General features: G+C 38.6%; 16 protein-coding genes and 1 tRNA gene. 7 read left to right on the top strand and 10 right to left on the bottom strand.

All coding sequences use genetic code 11. From position 1 onward, the window contains the following. The first annotated feature begins 35 nt into the window (after positions 1-35). Positions 36-1,430: a leucine-rich repeat domain-containing protein gene (locus DB42_RS10250; protein ID WP_162180744.1), complete on the top strand. Its 1,395-nt coding sequence runs from the start codon at positions 36-38 to the stop codon at positions 1,428-1,430. A 314-nt stretch (positions 1,431-1,744) separates the two neighbouring features. Further along, positions 1,745-3,070, top strand: coding sequence for a leucine-rich repeat domain-containing protein (locus DB42_RS10245; RefSeq protein ID WP_052435930.1), 1,326 nt, complete (start codon positions 1,745-1,747; stop codon positions 3,068-3,070). 305 nt (positions 3,071-3,375) lie between these two features. On the opposite strand, the gene DB42_RS02795 is transcribed toward DB42_RS10245, so the two are convergent. After that, positions 3,376-4,776 (bottom strand): ATP-binding protein, encoded by a 1,401-nt coding sequence (locus DB42_RS02795; protein WP_044881637.1) that lies wholly within the window; start codon positions 4,774-4,776, stop codon positions 3,376-3,378. A 477-nt stretch (positions 4,777-5,253) separates the two neighbouring features. On the opposite strand from DB42_RS02795, the gene DB42_RS02790 reads away from it, so the two are divergent. Both DB42_RS02790 and DB42_RS02780 read left to right on the top strand, forming a co-directional pair. Next, positions 5,254-6,303: a Fic family protein gene (locus DB42_RS02790; RefSeq protein ID WP_044881636.1), complete on the top strand. Its 1,050-nt coding sequence runs from the start codon at positions 5,254-5,256 to the stop codon at positions 6,301-6,303. A 515-nt stretch (positions 6,304-6,818) separates the two neighbouring features. Next, positions 6,819-6,891 (top strand) — tRNA-Arg (locus DB42_RS02780). Positions 6,892-7,230: 339 nt separating this feature from the next. Here the strand turns inward: DB42_RS02780 and DB42_RS02775 are convergent. The 9 genes from DB42_RS02775 to DB42_RS02740 form a co-directional block, all read right to left on the bottom strand. Further along, the gene (locus DB42_RS02775; protein WP_039386287.1) at positions 7,231-7,488 is read right to left on the bottom strand and encodes a KH domain-containing protein; all 258 of its coding nucleotides are present in this window, start codon (positions 7,486-7,488) and stop codon (positions 7,231-7,233) included. Between the two features lie 298 nt (positions 7,489-7,786). Continuing rightward, positions 7,787-7,921, bottom strand: a complete 135-nt coding sequence (locus DB42_RS10805) for a D-aminoacyl-tRNA deacylase (RefSeq protein ID WP_080502689.1) — start codon at positions 7,919-7,921, stop codon at positions 7,787-7,789. 160 nt (positions 7,922-8,081) lie between these two features. Then, the gene (locus tag DB42_RS02770; RefSeq protein WP_044881634.1) at positions 8,082-9,050 is read right to left on the bottom strand and encodes an RluA family pseudouridine synthase; all 969 of its coding nucleotides are present in this window, start codon (positions 9,048-9,050) and stop codon (positions 8,082-8,084) included. Positions 9,051-9,114: 64 nt separating this feature from the next. Next, entirely contained in the window at positions 9,115-9,459 is a 345-nt protein-coding gene (locus DB42_RS02765; RefSeq protein WP_052435929.1) for a hypothetical protein, read from the bottom strand. Between the two features lie 6 nt (positions 9,460-9,465). Further along, positions 9,466-9,735, bottom strand: coding sequence for a hypothetical protein (locus tag DB42_RS02760; protein WP_039386290.1), 270 nt, complete (start codon positions 9,733-9,735; stop codon positions 9,466-9,468). A 194-nt stretch (positions 9,736-9,929) separates the two neighbouring features. After that, positions 9,930-10,211, bottom strand: a complete 282-nt coding sequence (locus tag DB42_RS02755; protein WP_155117394.1) for a hypothetical protein — start codon at positions 10,209-10,211, stop codon at positions 9,930-9,932. 346 nt (positions 10,212-10,557) lie between these two features. Next, positions 10,558-11,166 (bottom strand): regulatory protein RecX, encoded by a 609-nt coding sequence (locus DB42_RS02750; RefSeq protein ID WP_044881632.1) that lies wholly within the window; start codon positions 11,164-11,166, stop codon positions 10,558-10,560. Between the two features lie 17 nt (positions 11,167-11,183). Continuing rightward, the gene (locus DB42_RS02745) at positions 11,184-13,085 is read right to left on the bottom strand and encodes a DNA topoisomerase IV subunit A (RefSeq protein ID WP_039386295.1); all 1,902 of its coding nucleotides are present in this window, start codon (positions 13,083-13,085) and stop codon (positions 11,184-11,186) included. Between the two features lie 185 nt (positions 13,086-13,270). After that, entirely contained in the window at positions 13,271-15,139 is a 1,869-nt protein-coding gene (locus DB42_RS02740; RefSeq protein WP_044881631.1) for a DNA topoisomerase IV subunit B, read from the bottom strand. Positions 15,140-15,240: 101 nt separating this feature from the next. Between DB42_RS02740 and pseB the strand changes: the two genes are divergently transcribed. The 3 genes from pseB to DB42_RS02725 all read left to right on the top strand — a co-directional run bounded on the left by pseB (position 15,241) and on the right by DB42_RS02725 (position 19,017). Further along, positions 15,241-16,260 carry a UDP-N-acetylglucosamine 4,6-dehydratase (inverting) gene (pseB, locus tag DB42_RS02735; RefSeq protein ID WP_042239678.1) on the top strand — a complete coding sequence of 340 codons (1,020 nt, stop codon included), beginning with the start codon at positions 15,241-15,243 and terminating at the stop codon, positions 16,258-16,260. 54 nt (positions 16,261-16,314) lie between these two features. Next, positions 16,315-17,343 carry a glutamyl-tRNA reductase gene (locus tag DB42_RS02730; protein WP_044881630.1) on the top strand — a complete coding sequence of 343 codons (1,029 nt, stop codon included), beginning with the start codon at positions 16,315-16,317 and terminating at the stop codon, positions 17,341-17,343. A 189-nt stretch (positions 17,344-17,532) separates the two neighbouring features. Continuing rightward, a complete protein-coding gene (locus tag DB42_RS02725; protein WP_238578976.1) occupies positions 17,533-19,017 on the top strand; it encodes a glycosyltransferase family 39 protein in 1,485 nt (494 codons plus the stop codon). Positions 19,018-19,356: the final 339 nt, after the last annotated feature.

Raw genomic sequence — 19,356 nt, 5'->3', positions numbered from 1 at the left:
AAAAAACCAATAAAAACATGTATAAAGGCCATACTGTGAACGCTAGCTCTTCTATCGCCCTTGAGCAATTGCCTAATGAAATATTAGTCCCCATTTTAAAGTATTGCACCTCGCCTGCCCTTTCTAGCGTTTGTACAAGATGGCATCATCTGCTGGCTAACGAAGTCATGCCTTCTCTTTATAGGCAAATAGACAGCATTCATGTTCCTCAAGGAAATATTAGCAAGCAGTCCCTTATTGTGGATAAGATTTATAAGCTAAAAGATGGGCTTTCTGAAGCAGAAAAAGTCAAGGAAATCTTTAAGCAAACCTTTGCTCTAGCTAGCTCACTTTCTCCTATGGAGTTAGAATTTAGATGGAAAACTGAGGAAAAAAGATATTTTACCCTGGCTAATTATTCTTCCTATCTTATAAATATTAATCGCCTGTTAATGTGGAAAGAGCTGCCTGGTGGAAGGGAGTATTTAGAGCAAGAGAAAATCAAGTATTTGCCTTTAGCAAAAAAAGGAGAACTTTTTAAAGATTGGATTGAGAGCCATGGTAAAGGGATTACAGAAGCAAGTTTAGAAGGAAGTGGCCTGACCCTTTTACCTCCGGAGATAAGACATTTTTCTCAGCTTGATAGACTTTTCTTAGGCAACAACCAGCTCACCACCCTTCCTGCCGAGATAGGGCAGCTGTCTCAACTGAAAAACATTTTCCTAAGCGGCAACCAGTTGGCCTCCCTTCCTGCGGAAGTAGGGCAACTTTCTCAGCTGGAAAATTTCTACTTAGACAACAATCAGCTCACCTCTCTTCCTGCAGAGATAAGGCGGCTCTCCAAGCTGGAAATGCTTCACTTAAGCCAGAACCAGCTCACCACCCTTCCTGCAGAGATAGGGCAGCTTTCATCGCTCTACAATCTAGTTCTAAGCAGTAACCAGCTTACCACCCTTCCTGCAGAGATAGGGCAGCTTTCATCGCTCTACAATCTAGTTCTAAGCAGTAACCAGCTTACCACCCTTCCTGCAGAGATAGGGCAGCTGTCTCAGCTGCGAGCGCTTGAATTAAACCAAAACCAGCTCACCACCCTTCCTGCAGAGATAGGGCAGTTATCCCAGCTGGAATACCTTTACTTAAACAACAACCAGCTTACAACTCTTCCTGTAGAGATAGGACGACTTTCGCAATTGAAAAGCCTTCAATTAGACAACAACCAGCTTACCACTCTTCCTGCAGAGATAGGGCAGCTTTCATCGCTCTACAATCTAGTTCTAAGCAGTAACCAGCTTACCACCCTTCCTGCAGAGATAGGGCGACTTTCGCAACTGGAAAGCCTTCAGTTAGACAATAACCCTCTTACCTCTCTTCCTGCCGAGATAGCGCAGCTACCTGAATATTTATATCTTGCGTTGGAGGAAACTCTCCGCAAAATTCTTCAGAAAAATTAAAGCAGCGTGTTAGGCTGTACCTTAAAAGGTACCTGTCTTTATCTTTTATGAAATTAAAAAGGCAGATTGGCAGGCCCAGAAGGCTTCAAAGATATAGAGCTTTTGGTTTATTATAGAAGCGTAGGATCTAAAAGTCTGTCTTTCTGCTAAAGTTAAGGTAAAATTTTCTAACAGCTTTTTATATTCCTTTATTTTTAATGCTTAATGTTAAAGATTGATTCCTACCATTTTTTTGCTTATTTTATTTTTTCATGTATAGGCGATACTTCTACAAAGCGACTAAAAACATGTACACATCCTAAAGAGGCGATACCATGAATCCTAGCTCTTCTATCACCCTTGAACAATTGCCTAATGAAATATTAGTCCCCATTTTAAAGTATTGCACCTCGCCTGCCCTTTCTAGCGTTTGTACAAGATGGCATCATCTGCTGGCTAACGAAGTCATGCCTTCTCTTTATAGGCAAATAGGCAGCATTCATGTTCCACAAGGAGATATTAGCAAGCAGTCCCTTATTGTGGATAAGATTTACAAGCTAGAAGGTGGGCTTTCTGAAACAGAAAAAGTCAAGGAAATTTTTAAGCAAACTTTTGCTCTAGCTAGCTCACTTTCTCCTATGGAGTTAGAATTTAAATGGGTAACTGAGGAAAAAAGATATTTTACCCTGGCTAATTATTCTTCCTATCTTATAAATATTAATCGCCTATTAATATGGAGAAGCCTTCCTGGTGGAAAGGAGTACTTAGAGCAAGAGAAAATCAAGTATCTGCCTTTAGCAAATAAAGGAGACCTTTTTAAAGATTGGATTGAGAACCATGGTAAAGGGATCACAGAAGCAAATTTAGAAGGAAGCGGCCTGACCTTTTTACCTCCGGAGATAAGACAGTTTTCTCAGCTTGGTAGACTTTCCCTAGGCAGCAACCAGCTCACCACCCTTCCTGCCGAGATAGGGCAGTTGTCTCATTTACAATGTCTTGGCTTGCAACACAACCAGCTAACTGCTCTTCCCGCCGAGATAGGGCAGCTGCCTCAACTGAAAGACATTTTCCTAAGCGGTAACCAGCTTACCAGCCTTCCTGCGGAGATAGGGCAGCTTTCTCAGCTGGAAAATTTTTACTTAGACAACAATCAGCTCACCTCTCTGCCGATAGAAATAGGGCGGCTGTCTCAATTGCAATATCTTGGCTTGCAACAAAACCGGCTAGCTGCTCTCCCTGCAGAGATAGGAGGCTTGTCTCAACTGTGCACTCTCCACTTAGACTACAATCAACTTACCACCCTTCCTGCAGAGATAGGGCAGCTCTCCAAGCTGGAAATGCTTTATTTAAGCGAGAACCAGCTTGCCTTTCTTCCTCCAGAAATATGGCAACTTTCTTCACTCTACCACCTAGCCATAAGCAGCAACCAGCTCACCACGCTTCCTGCGGAGATAGGGCGACTTTCACAACTGGAAGGCCTTCAATTAGACGACAACCAGCTCACCACTCTTCCTGCAGAGATAGGGCAGCTTTCACAGCTGAAAGTGCTTCTCATAGGCAATAACCCACTTACCTCTCTTCCTGCCGAGATAGCGCAGCTACCTGAATATTTATATCTTGCGTTGGAGCAAACTCTCCGCCAAATCCTTCAGAAAAATTAAAGCAGCGTGTTAAGCTGTACCTGTGGAGGGACTTGTTTTTATCATTTATAATACTAAAAGGACAAACTAGTAGGCATAGAAAATCTTAAAGATATAGAGAGCCTGCGGCTTATTATAGAGATATAACATGAAGGTAGTAGAATCGTATGAAGATTTAAGTTGGCCAAGCAAGGGAAATAATTATTATTCTTTTCCTTGTTTGAAAAAACTCTATTTTTAAATTAATGCAGCCGTGAAATTTTTTGGGTAAATTGGGTTGCACTAATTAACGTTTCCTTTTTCCTAGCTTATTAACCCCCTCATGCCTACCTTAAAACTTGTAGTACTTCATTTGCATCGATTACTTGTATGTTTTCAGGTAAGTCCAAGTCTTTAGGCTTTTCAGGAATAAATAATCCGTAAACAACTTGCTTATTAGATTGCCTAGCTGTAGGAGGAAGACCTTTATATTTTAACTCTTCAATAGTTTTATAGATCCATTGAGCGGAAGGGGGCTTTGCTATCCATTTTGCTTCTCCAATAAATAAAGCTTTACCCTCGATTGAATTAGCTAATATATCCCATTCTGAATCTTGCTTATGCCAATAACGACTAGCCCTTCCAAAAGCAATATTGCTCAATTGATAGGGGAAACGTGGAACCGCGGCTCGACAAAGTTCTTCCCATGTGACAGAAAATATAGGCTGAAAGGAATTTTTAAGATAAGCTTGACGTTGGGCCGAGCTGATCTGAGTAAAATAACTGCGCTGAGGAGCTACAATTTCAAACCAAAAACGCATGAAAGGATCTTTTATTTTATAAAGAGTGCGTTTAGAATTATATTCAGTAGAACCAAAAGAAATCTCTCGCTCAATTAAATCAAGTTCTAATAATCGTTGAATTTGGCGCATAAAAGAAGTGACAGGCTGCCCAATGCGAGCTGCAATCTCTGATAGGCGATGGGCTCCTAGGCCCATGGCATCTAAAATAGGCCTTAAACTTATGGCAGCTTCTTCTAAAAGCAAGTGATTAGGCTCATCGTTTAGTGCTCCAAGGGGATCTAAAACCAGCTGATCAATATTTTCAAAAAATGAACCCCTATTGTTATTTACTAGTTCCCAATAACGGGGAATGCCTCCCCAAATAGAATATGTTTCCACCACTTCTCGAGAACTTTTAATATTTAAACCTTCTGCCATGTAGCCTGCAGTTATAGGTCCTAGTTTAATAATTTCGTTAGCTCTACCAAACAAAGGAGCCGAAGCATCTAATACGGCACCTTGCATCATGCGTTGACTTGAGCCTGATAGGGCCACAATCATTTTTGCTTTTTTCCCTTCATGATCAATAAATCTTTGCAATACACTAGCCAATTCAGGAGATGAAGAGATAAGATAAGGAAGCTCATCAATTATTAAGGGGCCCCGCCAGCCAGTATACATCGCCTCTTTAGCTAATCGCATGAATAAGGAATGCCAATCTGAATATTCAACGGCTGCAAAGTCCGGTAAAGCTTGCTGAAGGGCTAAAGCAAAATATTTTCTTTGGATGGCGGGGGCCGATTCATCTGCTGTATAGTAAATACCTTGGTATTTATGAGCCCATTCTAAAAGTAGACGCGTCTTTCCCACCCGCCTTCTTCCCCAAATAACAGCCATTGCTGCTTCCTCGCTATTTGCTAAGCGATCCAAGCGAGACAGCTCTTGCTGCCGATTAATGAATCTCATATACACTCTTTTTCTTACTAATTATTATGCTTAGTAACATAATGTTTAATAACATAATTTTTCAACACCTATTTATTCACACCTTTTCATACAAATACAATTTTCTTGCCATTTATGAAATGTAAGAGGAAAGCTATTACGTTAACTCCACGGCTTAGCTTGTGAGTAGAAAATTGAGAGATTTTATTAAATTGCTGATCTTAAAAAAGATAAACTTTCCCCGAGCAAGGACTAAGGCTAAAAAATTTCTTAAAAAAATCATTGGGAGGTTAATAGAGAAGCCCTTCCAAGTTTCTACCACTTAAACAAACGGTAGCAAGCTAAAAATTTACATATTTTTTAAGCCTCTTTTTATTTTATAAAGCCTTGATTACATCATTTATTATAAGCAGCACCTTAAAAATAAAGTAGAGTGAGAAATTTATTGCCAGCTGCTCATTTTTATGACACAATTAGAAAAAAGGTGTCATTAAAAAATTGCCATTTCATCCTAATTTTACTATTACTATCCCGTTAGCATCTGCTCTTACAGCGATTGAACGAACGCGAGGTTTTTTAGAAGCTGCTAAGCTTTCAGAGAATTGGTTATCCAAAATGCAAGCCCGTGCACTAATTTTGGAAGCACATCATACCACTCATATAGAAGGGACTCACTTGAGCCTCGATCAGTCTAAAAAGCTGCTTTCCGGGGTGAAAATGTCGGATGTTAATTCTGAAGACGTAAAGGAATTATTAAATTATAAAAAGGCTTTTGATTTTGTCGCTGACTATGTTTTTTCTCGCGGGGCCATTACTGAAGGCTTGATTAGAGAAATTCACAAACGCTTAGTCGAAGGTGTGCGAGGAAATAGTGCTCAACCGGGCCAATATAGAACCATTCAAAATTACGTAGCTAATTCAAAAACCAAAGAAATCATTTATACTCCCCCTGCACTCTATGATGTTCCCCTACTCATGGCTGAACTAGTCGATTGGTTACAACACGAAGAAAAGATCCCTCCTGTGCTGTTAGCTGGAATTGCCCAATTTCAGCTAGTTCATATCCATCCTTTTCTAGACGGTAATGGCAGAACAGCTCGGCTGCTATCCACCTTATGTCTTCATCGGTCGGGATATGATTTTAAAAAGCTTTTTACGATTAGCGAATATTATGATCGCAATCGACAGGAGTATTATCAAGCCATCCAGTCTGTTAGAAATAATCATATGGATATGACAAGCTGGCTGGAGTATTTTTCTACAGCATTAGAGACACAAATGCATGAAATCCAATTTAAAGGATCTCAGGCAATTAAATTGGATATTTTAGCCCTAAAATATAAACTGTCTGAAAGGCAAAAACAGGCCCTAGAAATTTTACTTGAAACAGAAAAAAAGTTTACTATTCAGGAATACGAGTTGCTCTGTCCTGGCATTAACCGACGTTCGCTCCAACGAGACCTTTCCCATCTGATAGAAATAGGGCTGATTTTACAGGAAGGGATCAAAAAAGCTACCCATTATAGAATTAACCCCAGCCTAGATTAATCTTTTACGACATTTTTATGACACTTTTTACGACAAAAAATCTTAAAATCAGTCATATAAAAAATGATAGAGAGGATAATCCCTCTCTCTTTTGGCTCCTTTATAAAAAATTTTTTTGCCTTACAGAGAATTTAAAAAGCACACATCTATTCTTTTCTTTAAAAAGCTTTTTATCGATGAAAGAAAAACATATAATATGCTTTAAAAAAAACTTAGCCTGCCTACCCAACCCTCTGAAAGATGTCTCTCTGCTTAACGAAAAGGATTGTATAAAGTATGGAGGTGCATAACGAGTAGCTCAAAAGCGTGTAACTACCGCTCTTTTCAATTAAGCTATTTCTCTAAGCTTATATTTCTTACCATAAAAAATGCAAAAAACCAGTTCTATAGGTGAGAGGTATGGAGAAAAAAATAAGGGCTTTTACCAAACACTTTTTTCTATCTTTATTTGACGTTTTATCCATTTGAACTTGAAAATAAGGTAGAGATTACTGTATTGTTTTATTACTTGTTTTGGACTGATAGCTCAGTGGATAGAGCACCCGCCTTCTAAGCGGGTGGTCGTAGGTTCGAATCCTACTCGGTCCAATTTTACTTCCCTTCCCTATTTTTCTTTAATCTTTGATTACATTGTAAACTTTGTAAAAAAGCATTTTGAATTCTAGGCAATCATTTTTTCCCTGATTTAGGGATAATTCCAGCAGATTAGCAAGCACCTATTTGAATCAGAGGAGCAAACTATAGGGGCATAGAATTTCAAGAAATCTAATAGAGAAGTTTAAAAAAACGATCGTAAGTAAAGCGAAAAGATTCAGCTATAAATCTTTGCAAAAAAAAAGAAACATTTGCTTTTGCTGTTAGCTAAAGCGGATGATGCGGAGTAAAGGAGGGATAGCCCATATTACAAACTTACCCTCCACCTTTTATTTAGCCTTCCTGCTTAACTGGATTACCATCTTCAAGTATTTCCAGGTTCACACGAATGCCATTGCGGCTAGCCACAGACATTAAAAGAGTACGAATGGCATTAATCGTTTTACCTTTTTTACCAATGATTTTTCCTATATCCGATTTTTCAACCGATAGTTCAATAATCAGAGTTTGTGTTCCCCCAATCTCATTAATTTTTACCTTGTCAGGATGGTCGACCAGATTCTTGACTATGTATGCTACAAATTCTTTCATAGTTCGATCCTTTTTCAATGTGTATATTTGACAAAAGTTTTCCAAATTTAGACTTGTGTGGCCCTTATTCTGCCCTTACATCTAGGGTATCCCAATTATTTTTATAAATCTACATAAAATTTGTATATCTATTAAAGGGGTGATTTATAAAAAAAGCTCTGATTACCCCCTCATAAGAAAGCCCTTCTTCGCTAGGAATGAGCCTCTCGTTAATTAAATCGATTGGCTTGTGAGTACCAGCTTTAACGGGTTGAACATCTAGCCCCTTTCTTTTCCCAACTTGGCTAAAAATCTTTCACTAACGGATTTCTGCCAAAGACGAAGAGGCCTGCTTCCAAAGGTCAGGCCTTCTGCCTTTTTTGTAATTTCTATATAGAGTAAATTGACTAATTATCAAAAGTTTCCCTGCAATATTTGCTAAATAAAGATTCATTTTCTCTTGTTTACCTTAAAACCTCTTAGGAGACAAATTTGCTTGCCAGCCATATTATTTCCTTCAGTTGGTCGTTTTAATGAATTTCAAGAAAACTCTCGTCCTTTTTAGATTTTGGTTGAAACTTTTTCTCTACTCTTTAATGCTAGCTTTTTCAGCTTTAGGAAGAAATAGTCACCTTTTTCTCCTCCCCTGCATGTTTTATTAATTTTTCTACCCACACTCTCATATCCGAAGGTATGTCTGCTTTAAAGCTTAAAAGATGGCCTTTAACAGGGTGCTTAAATTGAAGAATATGAGCATGAAGAAGCTGCCTACTAACTCCATATTTTTTGTTTATCTGTAGATTTCCATACAGAGGATCTCCTAAGATAGGGGCTCCTAAGTGTTGCATATGAACCCGTATTTGATGAGTCCTGCCGGTTTTTAAATTGACCTGTACTAAGCTAAAAGGAGCGGAATGATTTTTTGTTTCACACACGCTAATGGCCAGACGTCCTCCCTCTTCTAAAACCTTCATCTTTTGTCGGAAAACAGGATGTCGCCCAATAAAATTTCTAATTTCCTGGCTACCAGGATTACCTACACAGATAGCTAAATATTCTTTATAAACTTCTCGATTAGAAAACATTTCAATTAAACGGGTATGGGCCTCAGTAGTTTTAGCAGCCACCAGTAAGCCGGAAGTGTCCTTATCTAAGCGATGAACGATGCCAGGACGTGGATAAAGCTCCTCTACCTGATTTTTTGGTAGATTCTGGCAATGATAAATGAGGGCGTGTACGAAGGTACCAGTAGGATGACCAGGTGCAGGATGTACAACCATACCAGCCGGTTTATTGACGACAATCAGGTCATTATCTTCGAAAATAATATTTAAAGGAATAGCTTCCGGCTGCAGTCCAATTTCAGGGGTAAGGATGTAATGGATATGGATTTCATCATCTACTGAGGGTCGATAACGTTTTTTAACTACTTCGCCATTAACAAAAATTCTTCCCTGCTCGATCAAATATTGAAAATATGTACGAGAATGTACGCCTAAAAAACGCTGGGAAAGAATTTTATCCAAACGCTCTCCCTCTTCCTCCTCGCGGATAATCACACATTCACTTTCATCGTTTTTCATACGAAACTTATATTTATTAGAGGAAAATCGCTTTAACAGCTAATGAAAATTACTATAGCCTTTTTTAAGCTTTCCTTTTTTTGTTTTTATAAGAAATAACCGCAGGGGCAACTTCCTTTTGAGGAAGGGCAAGTAAGACTAGATTAGAGTGCGTATAATTGTAATCAGGTGCTAGCTTCTTTAAGAGGCTAAAAATATGAGCTTCTAAAAGCTCTAATTGCCCGACATTTTGTTCGTTACTAACGAATTTGCCTATATAGTGCTCTTCTTGATAAGTGACTTCTTCTAAATATCCGCTGCCTGGCTGAAGGAAGAAATGAAGGTATTCAGGAGTATTTTTTTCTAAGGCCCTTGCAAAGGCCTCATCTACCAAAAAGCCAAGAAAAAGTGAGGGGATAATAAAATTCATTATTATTTATTGTTGACTACGACCTTTTCTAAGAATCTCTTTAAAACGCTGTTGATGTTTTTGCATGCCATTGCAGATGTTCATGGCTAAGCCTTGCATCATAGCCTTATGCATCTCTGGCGCCTTTTCTTTAAGATCAGACATGCTGCTAATAGTTGTAAATCGCTCACTATTTTGTGGAGATGCGGCCATGGAGGAAGGCGTAGTAGAGGAAGAAGTATTCATAGCCTCTGTTACACTAGCAGCATTTACTGCCTCGGATCTTTCTGCTCCCATATTGCTCCTTGAATAAACTTAAATTTATTTTTCTTCTATTGGTACTATAGCAAAAAAATGAAGAATTTACCAAATAAATTAGCTTTAGCTTTTCTTAAGTTTTGGTATAAACGCCCAATTAACCCTTCTAAAGAAAGTTAATGAGACAAAAAAACTTTAAGAATTTAGCTAGCTTAGTTTGCCCCTACCTGCGCTTAGCCTTCTGAGGCACGACGAGCTTCTTCTTGCACTTGCTTTAAATGGGCTTGCTGTTGAGCCATTCTACTGCATACATTCATCGCAATTCCTTGCATCATCGCTGAGTAAACTTCAGGAGATTGATCTTTTAATTCCGCTAAATTACTCACACTGCCTCCTTCTACCGCAGCGGTTGGGTTAGTTGCCGAGCTCGTCGAAGGGGTGGCAGCATTAGCAGGACTTCCTGCTGCAGAAGAAGTTACAGTGGAAAGAGAGGTTATAGTAGGATCACTCATCATACACCTTCTGGTAAAAGATTTCTTCTCTTTCTTTATTATACTAAAATTATGATTTTACAAACACTATCTTATAATAGTTTTAAGAATTATCTCTCTCCAGTTAAAGCTATCTATTTAATAAAAAAAGAAAATTTTTAACAGGGAGGATTTTATTTTTAGAAGAGGGCTATTTTTTATATTCTTTAATAGAAGAAAGCACTTAATCCTAAGAGGTGAAATTTTTAAACGTTAAGTAGCTAACTCTTAAAAATTTATTTTTTCATGTTTTTTACTACCTCTTACGCGCTAGGGTAAAGAGAAAAGAGGAGAGCAAAAAGGAATAAGTAGAGCTAAGAGATAATTTTTATTATTCTTCTACTTTTAATGCATCTTTTACCGCTTGAATATCAAACCCTTTACGGATAAGGGCGGCAAAAACTTTTTGTTTTTCTCGATAATCAGCCAGATTGCGAGTTTTATATTTGGTATTTATTAAATGCTGAATGCTGTGCTGAGAAGTATTGGCTTGGACATACATTTCCACATATTTATGGGCTTCTACACGAGATATTCCTTTATTCATCAACTGGCAGATAATTCGTTGAGGCCCTGTATGACGAGCCAATTGCCTTTTAACAAATCCTTCAAGCCACTCATTATCATTTAAATAGCCTAGGCGTGTGCACTCTTGCAAAATTTCTTCTATAGTTTCCTCTGAAACTAGGTTTCTTTTTAACAATTTTTTCATTTGAATAGATAGATAGCTGCGCAAGGCTAGGCAATCTAAAGCGTATTTTTTAGCTTTGACATATTCTAGCTTTTTAAACTTTTCTTGAAAGGCTGCTAAGCTATCGCTTTCTGGAAGCAAGGGTTGGCGTCCGAATATTTTGGTATGGATATCTCGCCAAGGTTCCTCTTCAATAAGTACAGTCATTAGCAAGCGAGATCCTTCTTTGGGCAGACAGCTAATTTTCATGTGGCTCCCCTTTTTGATCACTTCATGAGAACGATCTTTTTTACAGGCCTTTGGTCCATACGAATTCCTTTGGAAGAAACACTTTTAACGGTGGTTGCAGCAAAATCAAATATGACTTTAGATTGCTTCTGTTTAATTTTGGGAATAAGCTGTAATTCTACACGCGCTTGCTCGGCAGTAGAAATATACTGTAGCTCCATTCCTTCTTCAATATAATTATAAATTTTATCCAAAATGAACTGAGTAATAATGAAGCGTTTAGCAAAACAAATATGAGTTTGAGGATTTTTGTAGGCTACATTTATAAGGGTTTTCTTGTCAGCAATACCTGCATACACGACTTTATTGCCGTTATGATGAACATATTGCTTTTCAGGTATATTAATCACAGTGTAGGTACCATCTTTAAACATAAGCAAAATTTTATCAAAATTGGTACATTCAAAAAGATTATTACCGCCTACTTTAGTGCCGACAAATCCAGAAACTGGATCAAACCCTACTTTAACATTTCGTAGAGTCATTGCACGCTTATCTACTTGTTGGATAGCTTGCAATTGGGTGGTACGAGGATAAGCTTTGCCATATTTGTTAATTATTCCGCGAATGTAATTAATCGTAAACTTCTTAATATCTTTAAGATCTTTTTCTACTTTCGCTAGTTGCTTACGTGTAGCAGCAATTTCTTCTTGATTTTTATCTAAATCGAAACGAGAAATACGTCGAATGGGAATATTCAGCAAAGCTTCTCGATCTTCATAAGTAGGGATACGAGAAAGTTGCTGATGGAAAGGTTCTAAACTTAATTCTATCGCTCCATGAATTTTATCATAGGAAGAGATATTTTCAATGGTTTTATAAAGGCGATTTTCTATAAAGATCTGTTCCAAAGTCTTATTAAAAATTTTTTCATAGAGTTTTTTACGCTCAATTTCTAGCTCTTGAGATAAATAACCCTGTAGCAATTCGGTATGATACTCTAAGACTTCATTAACAGTAGGCTCCCAAGGTAAATTATCCTTAATGACTACAAGGGAAGAGTTTAATACTATTTCACATTCGGTATAGGCATGTAAAGCATCAATAAGATCGGGTGCATACTGTCCTCGCGGTAATTTGATCTCAATTTCTACTTTTTCAGCGGTGTAATCATTGATTGAATCAATTTTAATTTTGCCTTTCTTGGCTGCTTCATCAATCGAGCGGATTAGGGATTCTGTGGTAGTTCCATAGCAAATCTCCGTGATCACCAAAGTCTTAGGATCTCGTATCTCTATCTTAGCACGCAGCTTGACTTTACCCTTACCTTTCTCATACTCCGAAGCATCCATGATACCGCCTGTAGGAAAATCGGGCACAATCGTATACTCGCGCCCCTCTAAGATAGCAATCTCGGCTTCCAGTAACTCTACAAAATTGTGAGGGAGGATATGCGTTGCCATTCCTACCGCTATACCATCGGCACCTTGCATCAGCACTAAAGGAATTTTGGCAGGAAGCGAAATAGGCTCTTGATGGCGCCCATCATAAGAAGGAATCGTTTGGGTGAGTTCAGGATTAAACATGGTGCTTTGAGCTAAATCAGAAAGCCGTGTTTCAATGTAGCGTGCTGCTGCCGCAGGATCACCAGTGAACATATTACCAAAATTTCCTTGCTGGTCTAGCAGGTAACCTTTATTAGACATATTCACCAGGGCTTCCACGATAGGCGCATCCCCATGAGGATGGTAGGCCATAGTTTGGCCAGCTACATTGGCCACCTTATGCAATTTGCCATCATGCATCATCCATAAAGTAAATAAAATACGCCTCTGCACCGGCTTAAGACCATCCACTACATTAGGAATGGCGCGATCTAAAATCACATAAGATGCATATTTAAGATAATTAAGCTGCATGAGTTGCTTAATGTCGTCCATAAAATTTTATACTCAATAATCCATTTAGATAGTTTAGGGATGCTCATAGTCAACAACACTATAGGCTTAACAAAAAACCGTAATAAAAAAAATAATAACGCAAATTTAATAAAACAGTTGAAACAACCTTTATTTAATGTTGGCTATATTTAGTAGGAGTTTCTTTTTATTTCTTGCCCGAAAGGCTATTTTTCTTCATTGCCTGGTTTATCTGCTGCTAGGGTAGCTATTTCTTTTAAAGAATCTTCATCTTCGTTGATTAAATTACGCATGATAAACTGCTTACGTTCCGGTGTATTCTTACCCATGTAAAATTGCACAGTAGTTTTAATATCAGAAAAAGCATGAATGGTTACAGGAAGAAGGCGGATATTGTGGCTGATAAACTGCTTGAATTCTCCTGGGGAAATTTCACCCAAACCTTTAAAACGGGTAATTTCTATTCCTTTTTTTAATTTAGCTACCGCTTTATCACGCTCTTCAGGGCTATAGCAATAATAAGTTTTTTCTTTATTCCTTACTTTGAATAAAGGTGTTTCTAGTATGTAGAGATGTCCGTTTAAAACCAATCCTTCAAAATAGGTAAGGAAAAAAGTAATCAATAGATTGCGGATATGCATGCCATCCACGTCCGCATCGGTAGCTAAAATAACCTTCTGATAGCGAAGCTGAGAAATATCGTCTTCCACATTAAGGGCACTCATCAGATTAAACAATTCTTCATTTTTATAAAGTTGATCCAGTTTCATGCCATGCACATTTAAGGGCTTGCCACGTAGAGAATAAACAGCCTGCGTAAAGGGATTTCTAGCAGCTACAATGGAAGCGCTTGCAGAATCTCCTTCTGTAAGAAAAATCATGCTCTTTTCTCCATCGGCAGTTCCATCTTGAAAATGACATTTGCAATCACGAAGCTTAGGAATTTTAAAGGAAATTTTTTTTTGCTTTTCTTTGGCCTCTTTCTTAACATTTGCAAGCTCTTTGCGAAGCTTTTCATTAAAAGCGATTCTCTCAATAATTTGATTAGCAGTCGCTGGATTTTTATATAAAAGATCAACTACAGCTTCTTTTACTTCTTGAACGACCGGCCCACGCACTTCATTATTGCCTAATTTATTTTTAGTCTGCGATTCAAAAAGAGGATCTTTAACCTTAACAAGAACTGTTCCTACTATGCCTTCCCGTACATCCACACCTTGAAAATTTTTTTTAGCATATTCATTGACGCCTTTTAAAAGACCTTCGCGAAAAGCTGATAAATGGGTACCTCCATCAGCCGTATATTGACCATTCACAAACGAAAAGTAGGTCTCTCCATAACTTTGCGTATGAAGAAAAGCAAATTCAAGCATTTTGCCACGATAATGCAACGGCTCATAAAAACGATCGTCGACGGCAACTTCAGCATTTAATAGATCGAGTAAACCATTTTTGGACTCAATACGCTCACCATTAAAGTGAATCACCAATCCAGCATTCAAATAAGCATAATGCCAAAGACGTTTAATGATGTATTCTTTATGGAAACTATATTTCTTGAAAATTTCTATATCTGGAATGAATTGAACAAAAGTGCCGTTAGGTTCTTTTGTGGTCCCTTCAATTTTGTGCTTTAAAACTCCTTGAGAAAATTGGGCCTCAAAGTAATGGCCATCCCGATGACTGCGCGCTATAAAGCGGCTAGAAAGAGCATTTACCGCTTTGGTTCCCACACCATTTAGCCCTACAGAAAACTGAAAAACATCATCATTGTATTTGGCGCCCGTATTGATTTGGCTCACGCATTCAATCACTTTACCAAGAGGGATCCCTCGCCCATAGTCTCTTACGGCAAGCATTCCTTTTTCTTCGTCTAATTCAATGACAATTTTATTCCCATGCTTCATAATAAATTCGTCAACACTATTGTCGATAATTTCTTTAAGCATGATATAGATACCATCATCTGGATGGGAGCCATCGCCTAAACGCCCTATGTACATCCCCGATCTTAATCGAATATGGGATAAGGCGTCTAAAGTTTTTACGCTACTTTCGTCATATTGCTTTGCCATGAGTTAAACACTATGTTAAAAGGAATTTGAATGATTTATGGAAACAGAATATATAAAAACGAATTCTAAATCCAGGTTTTTGAACAGGAGCACCTACACAAATGCATACAACAAATTTTTTTAAAGATAAAACGTTATTGATTACTGGGGGCACCGGCAGCTTTGGACAAACACTAGCCAAGCGCCTACTCATAGAAGATCAATGTCGTAAAGTGATTATCTTCAGTCGAGATGAATGGAAGCAGTGGGAGATGCGTCAATCAGCTCCTATTTTTTCTCATCCTAAAATCCGCTATTTCCTAGGAGATGTACGCGATAAATCACGCCTTAAACGCGCTTTTAGTGAAGTTAATTATATTGTGCATGCAGCTGCTTTAAAGCAAGTGCCTGCTGCTGAATATAATCCTACGGAATTCATTAAAACAAATATTATAGGTGCCATGAATGTCATTGATGCTGCTATCGATAGTGGCGTTGAAAAAGTTATGGCGCTTTCAACCGATAAAGCTGCCAATCCTATTAACCTTTACGGGGCGACTAAGCTATGTGCAGATAAGCTGTTTGTGGCAGGAAATTCCTATGTAGGCGCCCGTAGTCACCCTACCTTTGCTGTAGTACGCTATGGAAATGTGCTTGGTAGTCGAGGAAGCGTGATTCCTTTCTGGAAGAAACTACTAGCAGAGGGTGCCCAGGCATTGCCTATCACAGATAAAAGAATGACACGTTTTTGGATCACCCTTGAGCAATCTGTCGATTTTGTGCTTCAATCTTTTTTACGTTCCCAAGGGGGAGAAATTTTTGTGCCTAAAATTCCTAGCATGAAAATTGTAGATTTAGCTCAGGCATTTGCACCTGCAATCCCTCACAAATATACCGGCATTCGAGAAGGTGAAAAGCTGCATGAACTTATGATAGGCTTAGAAGATGCTCGTCATACCTTGGAATTTACCGATCATTATCTGATCATTCCAGAACTCTACCATCACGATGAATTACTGAAAGAGAAGCTGTTAACACGAGGAGAGGGTCGACGATTGCCTGAAGATTTTTCTTATGCCTCCAACACTAATTCTCAATGGCTTGGAATTGAAGCTCTGCGTCAATTGATCCTCCAGCTTTGACCATAATTTTAAAATTATTTATAAGGGCGTAATTTATATCTATTAAGGAATGCCATGCGAATTGGAGTACTGGGAATCAATTATAAGCTTGCTGATTTGAAACTTCGAGAATTATTGGCTAAGGCTTGCCAAAAACGCTTGGGAGCAGGAACGTCTGTGCATGGCCATCACCACTTTATTCTTCTCTCTACTTGTAACCGCACAGAGATTTATTTTTGCTCAGATGATTTAGCTGATACTCATACCTATCTTCTTAATATTTTTAGAAATGAAGTCGACATGCAATTTGATCAAAAGCTCTACTCTTATTTTGGACATGATTGCTTCTATCATCTTTCGCGCGTGACGGCAGGGCTTGATAGTGCTATCGTCGCCGAAACAGAGATTCAAAGCCAAGTTAAGCATGCTTACAAGATCTCTTGCCAATTTTCTCAGCTTCCCGAAGACATGCATTATCTTTTTCAAAAGTCTTTAAAGATAGCTAAAAAAATCCGCTCGCAACACCTTTTAACCCGCGCTCTTCCTGATATTGAACATGCGATCTTCAACACAGGCAGCCATTTTTTTAAAAATCTTTCTCAGGCTAAAATCCTTTTGGTGGGCGCCTCGGCTATCAATCAAAAAATTCTTCGCTTTCTGATGAGTAAAAATTTTACCGACATTACGATTTGTAATCGAACAAAAAAGCATGCTATCGATCTTGCAAGAACCTACCAACTTAACCTTTTAGAGTGGCAATCTCTTGCCCAATGGCATCAATTTGATTGGATTATCTGTGGCACGAAAGCTCCTCAGGCATTGATTAGTTACTCCCACTTACCTCTTAAGGAAATTCCAGCTAAACTCCTTATAGATTTAGGGGTGCCTCGAAATATAGATCCTTCCATTGCTCGACATAATAAAATCACTCTTCTTAATATTGACCAAATTAATCGCATGCTTACCTTTCGCAAGCAAAAGCTTTACGAACATCTGACTAAGGCTGATCATGGCATTATCGAAGCTACTAAGCAGCACATTCATCTCTTTAAGCAAAAGCAAACTTATCGAGAGCAGTTACTAGCTGTAGGAATGGGCGCTTAAAGTTTTTTTAAGCTCCTTGCACTGCTTTTTAGGCTCCGGTAGAGGCTTATTTAATTTTTTCTTCTCAATTCTTACAAGCTATTGTATGATCGAGATAAAAAAATTGAGCGCACTACCATGCAAGGCTTCCTAAATTCTTCAAAAAACTTCTCCCTACTCCTATTTCTTGTCCTTGGAAAAGCTGCCATCATGATTTTAACCATTCTCTATAGCCCTATTGGCTTGGGACCAGACGAGGCTCAATATTGGACATGGAGCCAAGATCTTAGCTGGGGCTATTATAGTAAGCCGCCCGGCATTGCTTGGCAAATCTGGCTGGGCACTCATTTGTTAGGAAATACAGAGCTAGGGGTACGCTGTATGTCTGTGGTTTTAGCAGCCCTCTATCCTCTTTTGATTTACTCCCTAGCGCGGGCTTGTAGATTAAAGCCTAGGACATGCTTTTGGGCAGGGCTCGTTATGGCTTTAACCCCTCTAGGTATAGCGGGGAGCTTTTTCGCTATTACAGATGGGGGGATGATGCTCTTTTGGATCTTGGCGTGCCTAGTGATCGCCTATTCTTTAAACAGAGGTCAGAGGCCTTCTTACTGGCTTTTAGGCCTAATCGTAGGATTAGGAGCTCTTTTTAAATGGCCTATCTATATTCTATGGCTAGGGATTCTTTGCTTTTTCCCTCTGTATCCTCTACTCATTCATCGCCATTTTTTGATAGGCTTAGCTATTTCTCTTTTAGGGCTTTTTCCTTCACTCGTTTGGAATGCCCAGCATGATTGGGTAACTTTTCGTCATGTTTTTTCTACCCTGTATGTCCCCCAAGTTCCTTTGCAGGCAAAATCTACCTTTTTTAATGGCAATTTTTGGGAGTTTCTAGGAGCTCAATCAGCTTTGCTCTCTCCTGTTGTTTTTATACTTTTACTCCTTAGCCTTTACAGGTTATATAAAGAGCGGCATACTCTTCCTTCCGCTTTATGCTTTTGCGGTTTCCTTTGTTTTTCTTTGCTTAGCCTATTTTTAACGCTCTCTATTTTTAAAAAATTGCAAGGCAATTGGGGAGATTTTGCCTTTCCTTCAGGAATTGTATGTCTCTGTTGGTTTTGCTGTGAACGAGCGCAGAAAATGCTTTTTTGGCTAAAGGGAGGGCTCGTTCTCTCCATTTTATTATGTCTATTAGCTTTTCTACTCCCCATTCTGCAGTCCTCCCTCCCTTTTAACACTCCTTATAAAATTAATCCCTTTAAGCACAACCTAGGATGGAGCACATTGCGCCAGGAACTGGCTACCCTAAATGTAGATCCTGCCCAGGAATTTTTATTTAGCGATAAATACCAGATGAGTAGCCTCTTAAGCTTTTATAATCCAGCTCAGCAAAGAGCTTACTTTTTAAATTTACAGGGAGCAAGAAAAAATCAATTTTCCTTTTGGCCTAGCATAAAAGAAGAGCAGCTAGGAAAAACAGGCTATTTTATTGTAACTGAGAATCATCCCCATCTTGATCAGCTGGATGATCTTCAGGTTCAGCACTACTGCCACTTACTTGCAAAATATTTTCAGACAGTTGAATTTAAAGAGAAAAAAATTCTTTTTTCCCTTGGCCATCAGAAGGTTAAAGAAGCTGCTTTATTTAAATGTATAAATTATCAGGGCCTCACTCCTGCTGATCCAGAGTTATATTGATCTTAAAGAAACGTTTAAAAAAAATCAGACCAATAAATTCTACGGACTAAGTTATCAAGAGATAGGCGACAAAAAGCCCTTTCTTTTTCGATTTTAAAGCTTTACATCTAGAATATTAATAAGCGTTTACGTTATCATGAGATCATGAAAGCAGAATATTCTAGCTGCTGTTTGGGACTCCTTGGGAAGATAAAGCCAATCAACGATAATTATTTTTTTGGGGGCTCACGACGCTAGCCATCCGTTGCCAGAATACGTGCTATTCGAGGCATCGATCGCTAGGGAGCGAACCCACCTATACAGACTGTGTTGATTACGCAGTTTTCCAAGCCCCTTACA

The sequence above is a fragment of the Neochlamydia sp. EPS4 genome (genome assembly GCF_000813665.1).
In the GTDB taxonomy this organism is placed as follows: domain Bacteria; phylum Chlamydiota; class Chlamydiia; order Chlamydiales; family Parachlamydiaceae; genus Neochlamydia.
Note: the sequence above shows the minus strand (reverse complement) of the source record. Positions and strands in the feature narration are given on the sequence as shown.

Coding starts and splice junctions, on each gene's coding strand:
- DB42_RS10245 (WP_052435930.1), top strand. CDS start 1,745: ATGAATCCTAGCTCTTCTATCACCCTTGAACAATTGCCTAATGAAATA.
- DB42_RS02795 (WP_044881637.1), bottom strand. CDS start 4,776: ATGAGATTCATTAATCGGCAGCAAGAGCTGTCTCGCTTGGATCGCTTA.
- DB42_RS02775 (WP_039386287.1), bottom strand. CDS start 7,488: ATGAAAGAATTTGTAGCATACATAGTCAAGAATCTGGTCGACCATCCT.
- DB42_RS10805 (WP_080502689.1), bottom strand. CDS start 7,921: ATGAATCTTTATTTAGCAAATATTGCAGGGAAACTTTTGATAATTAGT.
- DB42_RS02770 (WP_044881634.1), bottom strand. CDS start 9,050: ATGAAAAACGATGAAAGTGAATGTGTGATTATCCGCGAGGAGGAAGAG.
- DB42_RS02765 (WP_052435929.1), bottom strand. CDS start 9,459: ATGAATTTTATTATCCCCTCACTTTTTCTTGGCTTTTTGGTAGATGAG.
- DB42_RS02760 (WP_039386290.1), bottom strand. CDS start 9,735: ATGGGAGCAGAAAGATCCGAGGCAGTAAATGCTGCTAGTGTAACAGAG.
- DB42_RS02755 (WP_155117394.1), bottom strand. CDS start 10,211: ATGATGAGTGATCCTACTATAACCTCTCTTTCCACTGTAACTTCTTCT.
- DB42_RS02750 (WP_044881632.1), bottom strand. CDS start 11,166: ATGAAAATTAGCTGTCTGCCCAAAGAAGGATCTCGCTTGCTAATGACT.
- DB42_RS02745 (WP_039386295.1), bottom strand. CDS start 13,085: ATGGACGACATTAAGCAACTCATGCAGCTTAATTATCTTAAATATGCA.
- DB42_RS02740 (WP_044881631.1), bottom strand. CDS start 15,139: ATGGCAAAGCAATATGACGAAAGTAGCGTAAAAACTTTAGACGCCTTA.
- pseB (WP_042239678.1), top strand. CDS start 15,241: ATGCATACAACAAATTTTTTTAAAGATAAAACGTTATTGATTACTGGG.
- DB42_RS02730 (WP_044881630.1), top strand. CDS start 16,315: ATGCGAATTGGAGTACTGGGAATCAATTATAAGCTTGCTGATTTGAAA.
- DB42_RS02725 (WP_238578976.1), top strand. CDS start 17,533: ATGATTTTAACCATTCTCTATAGCCCTATTGGCTTGGGACCAGACGAG.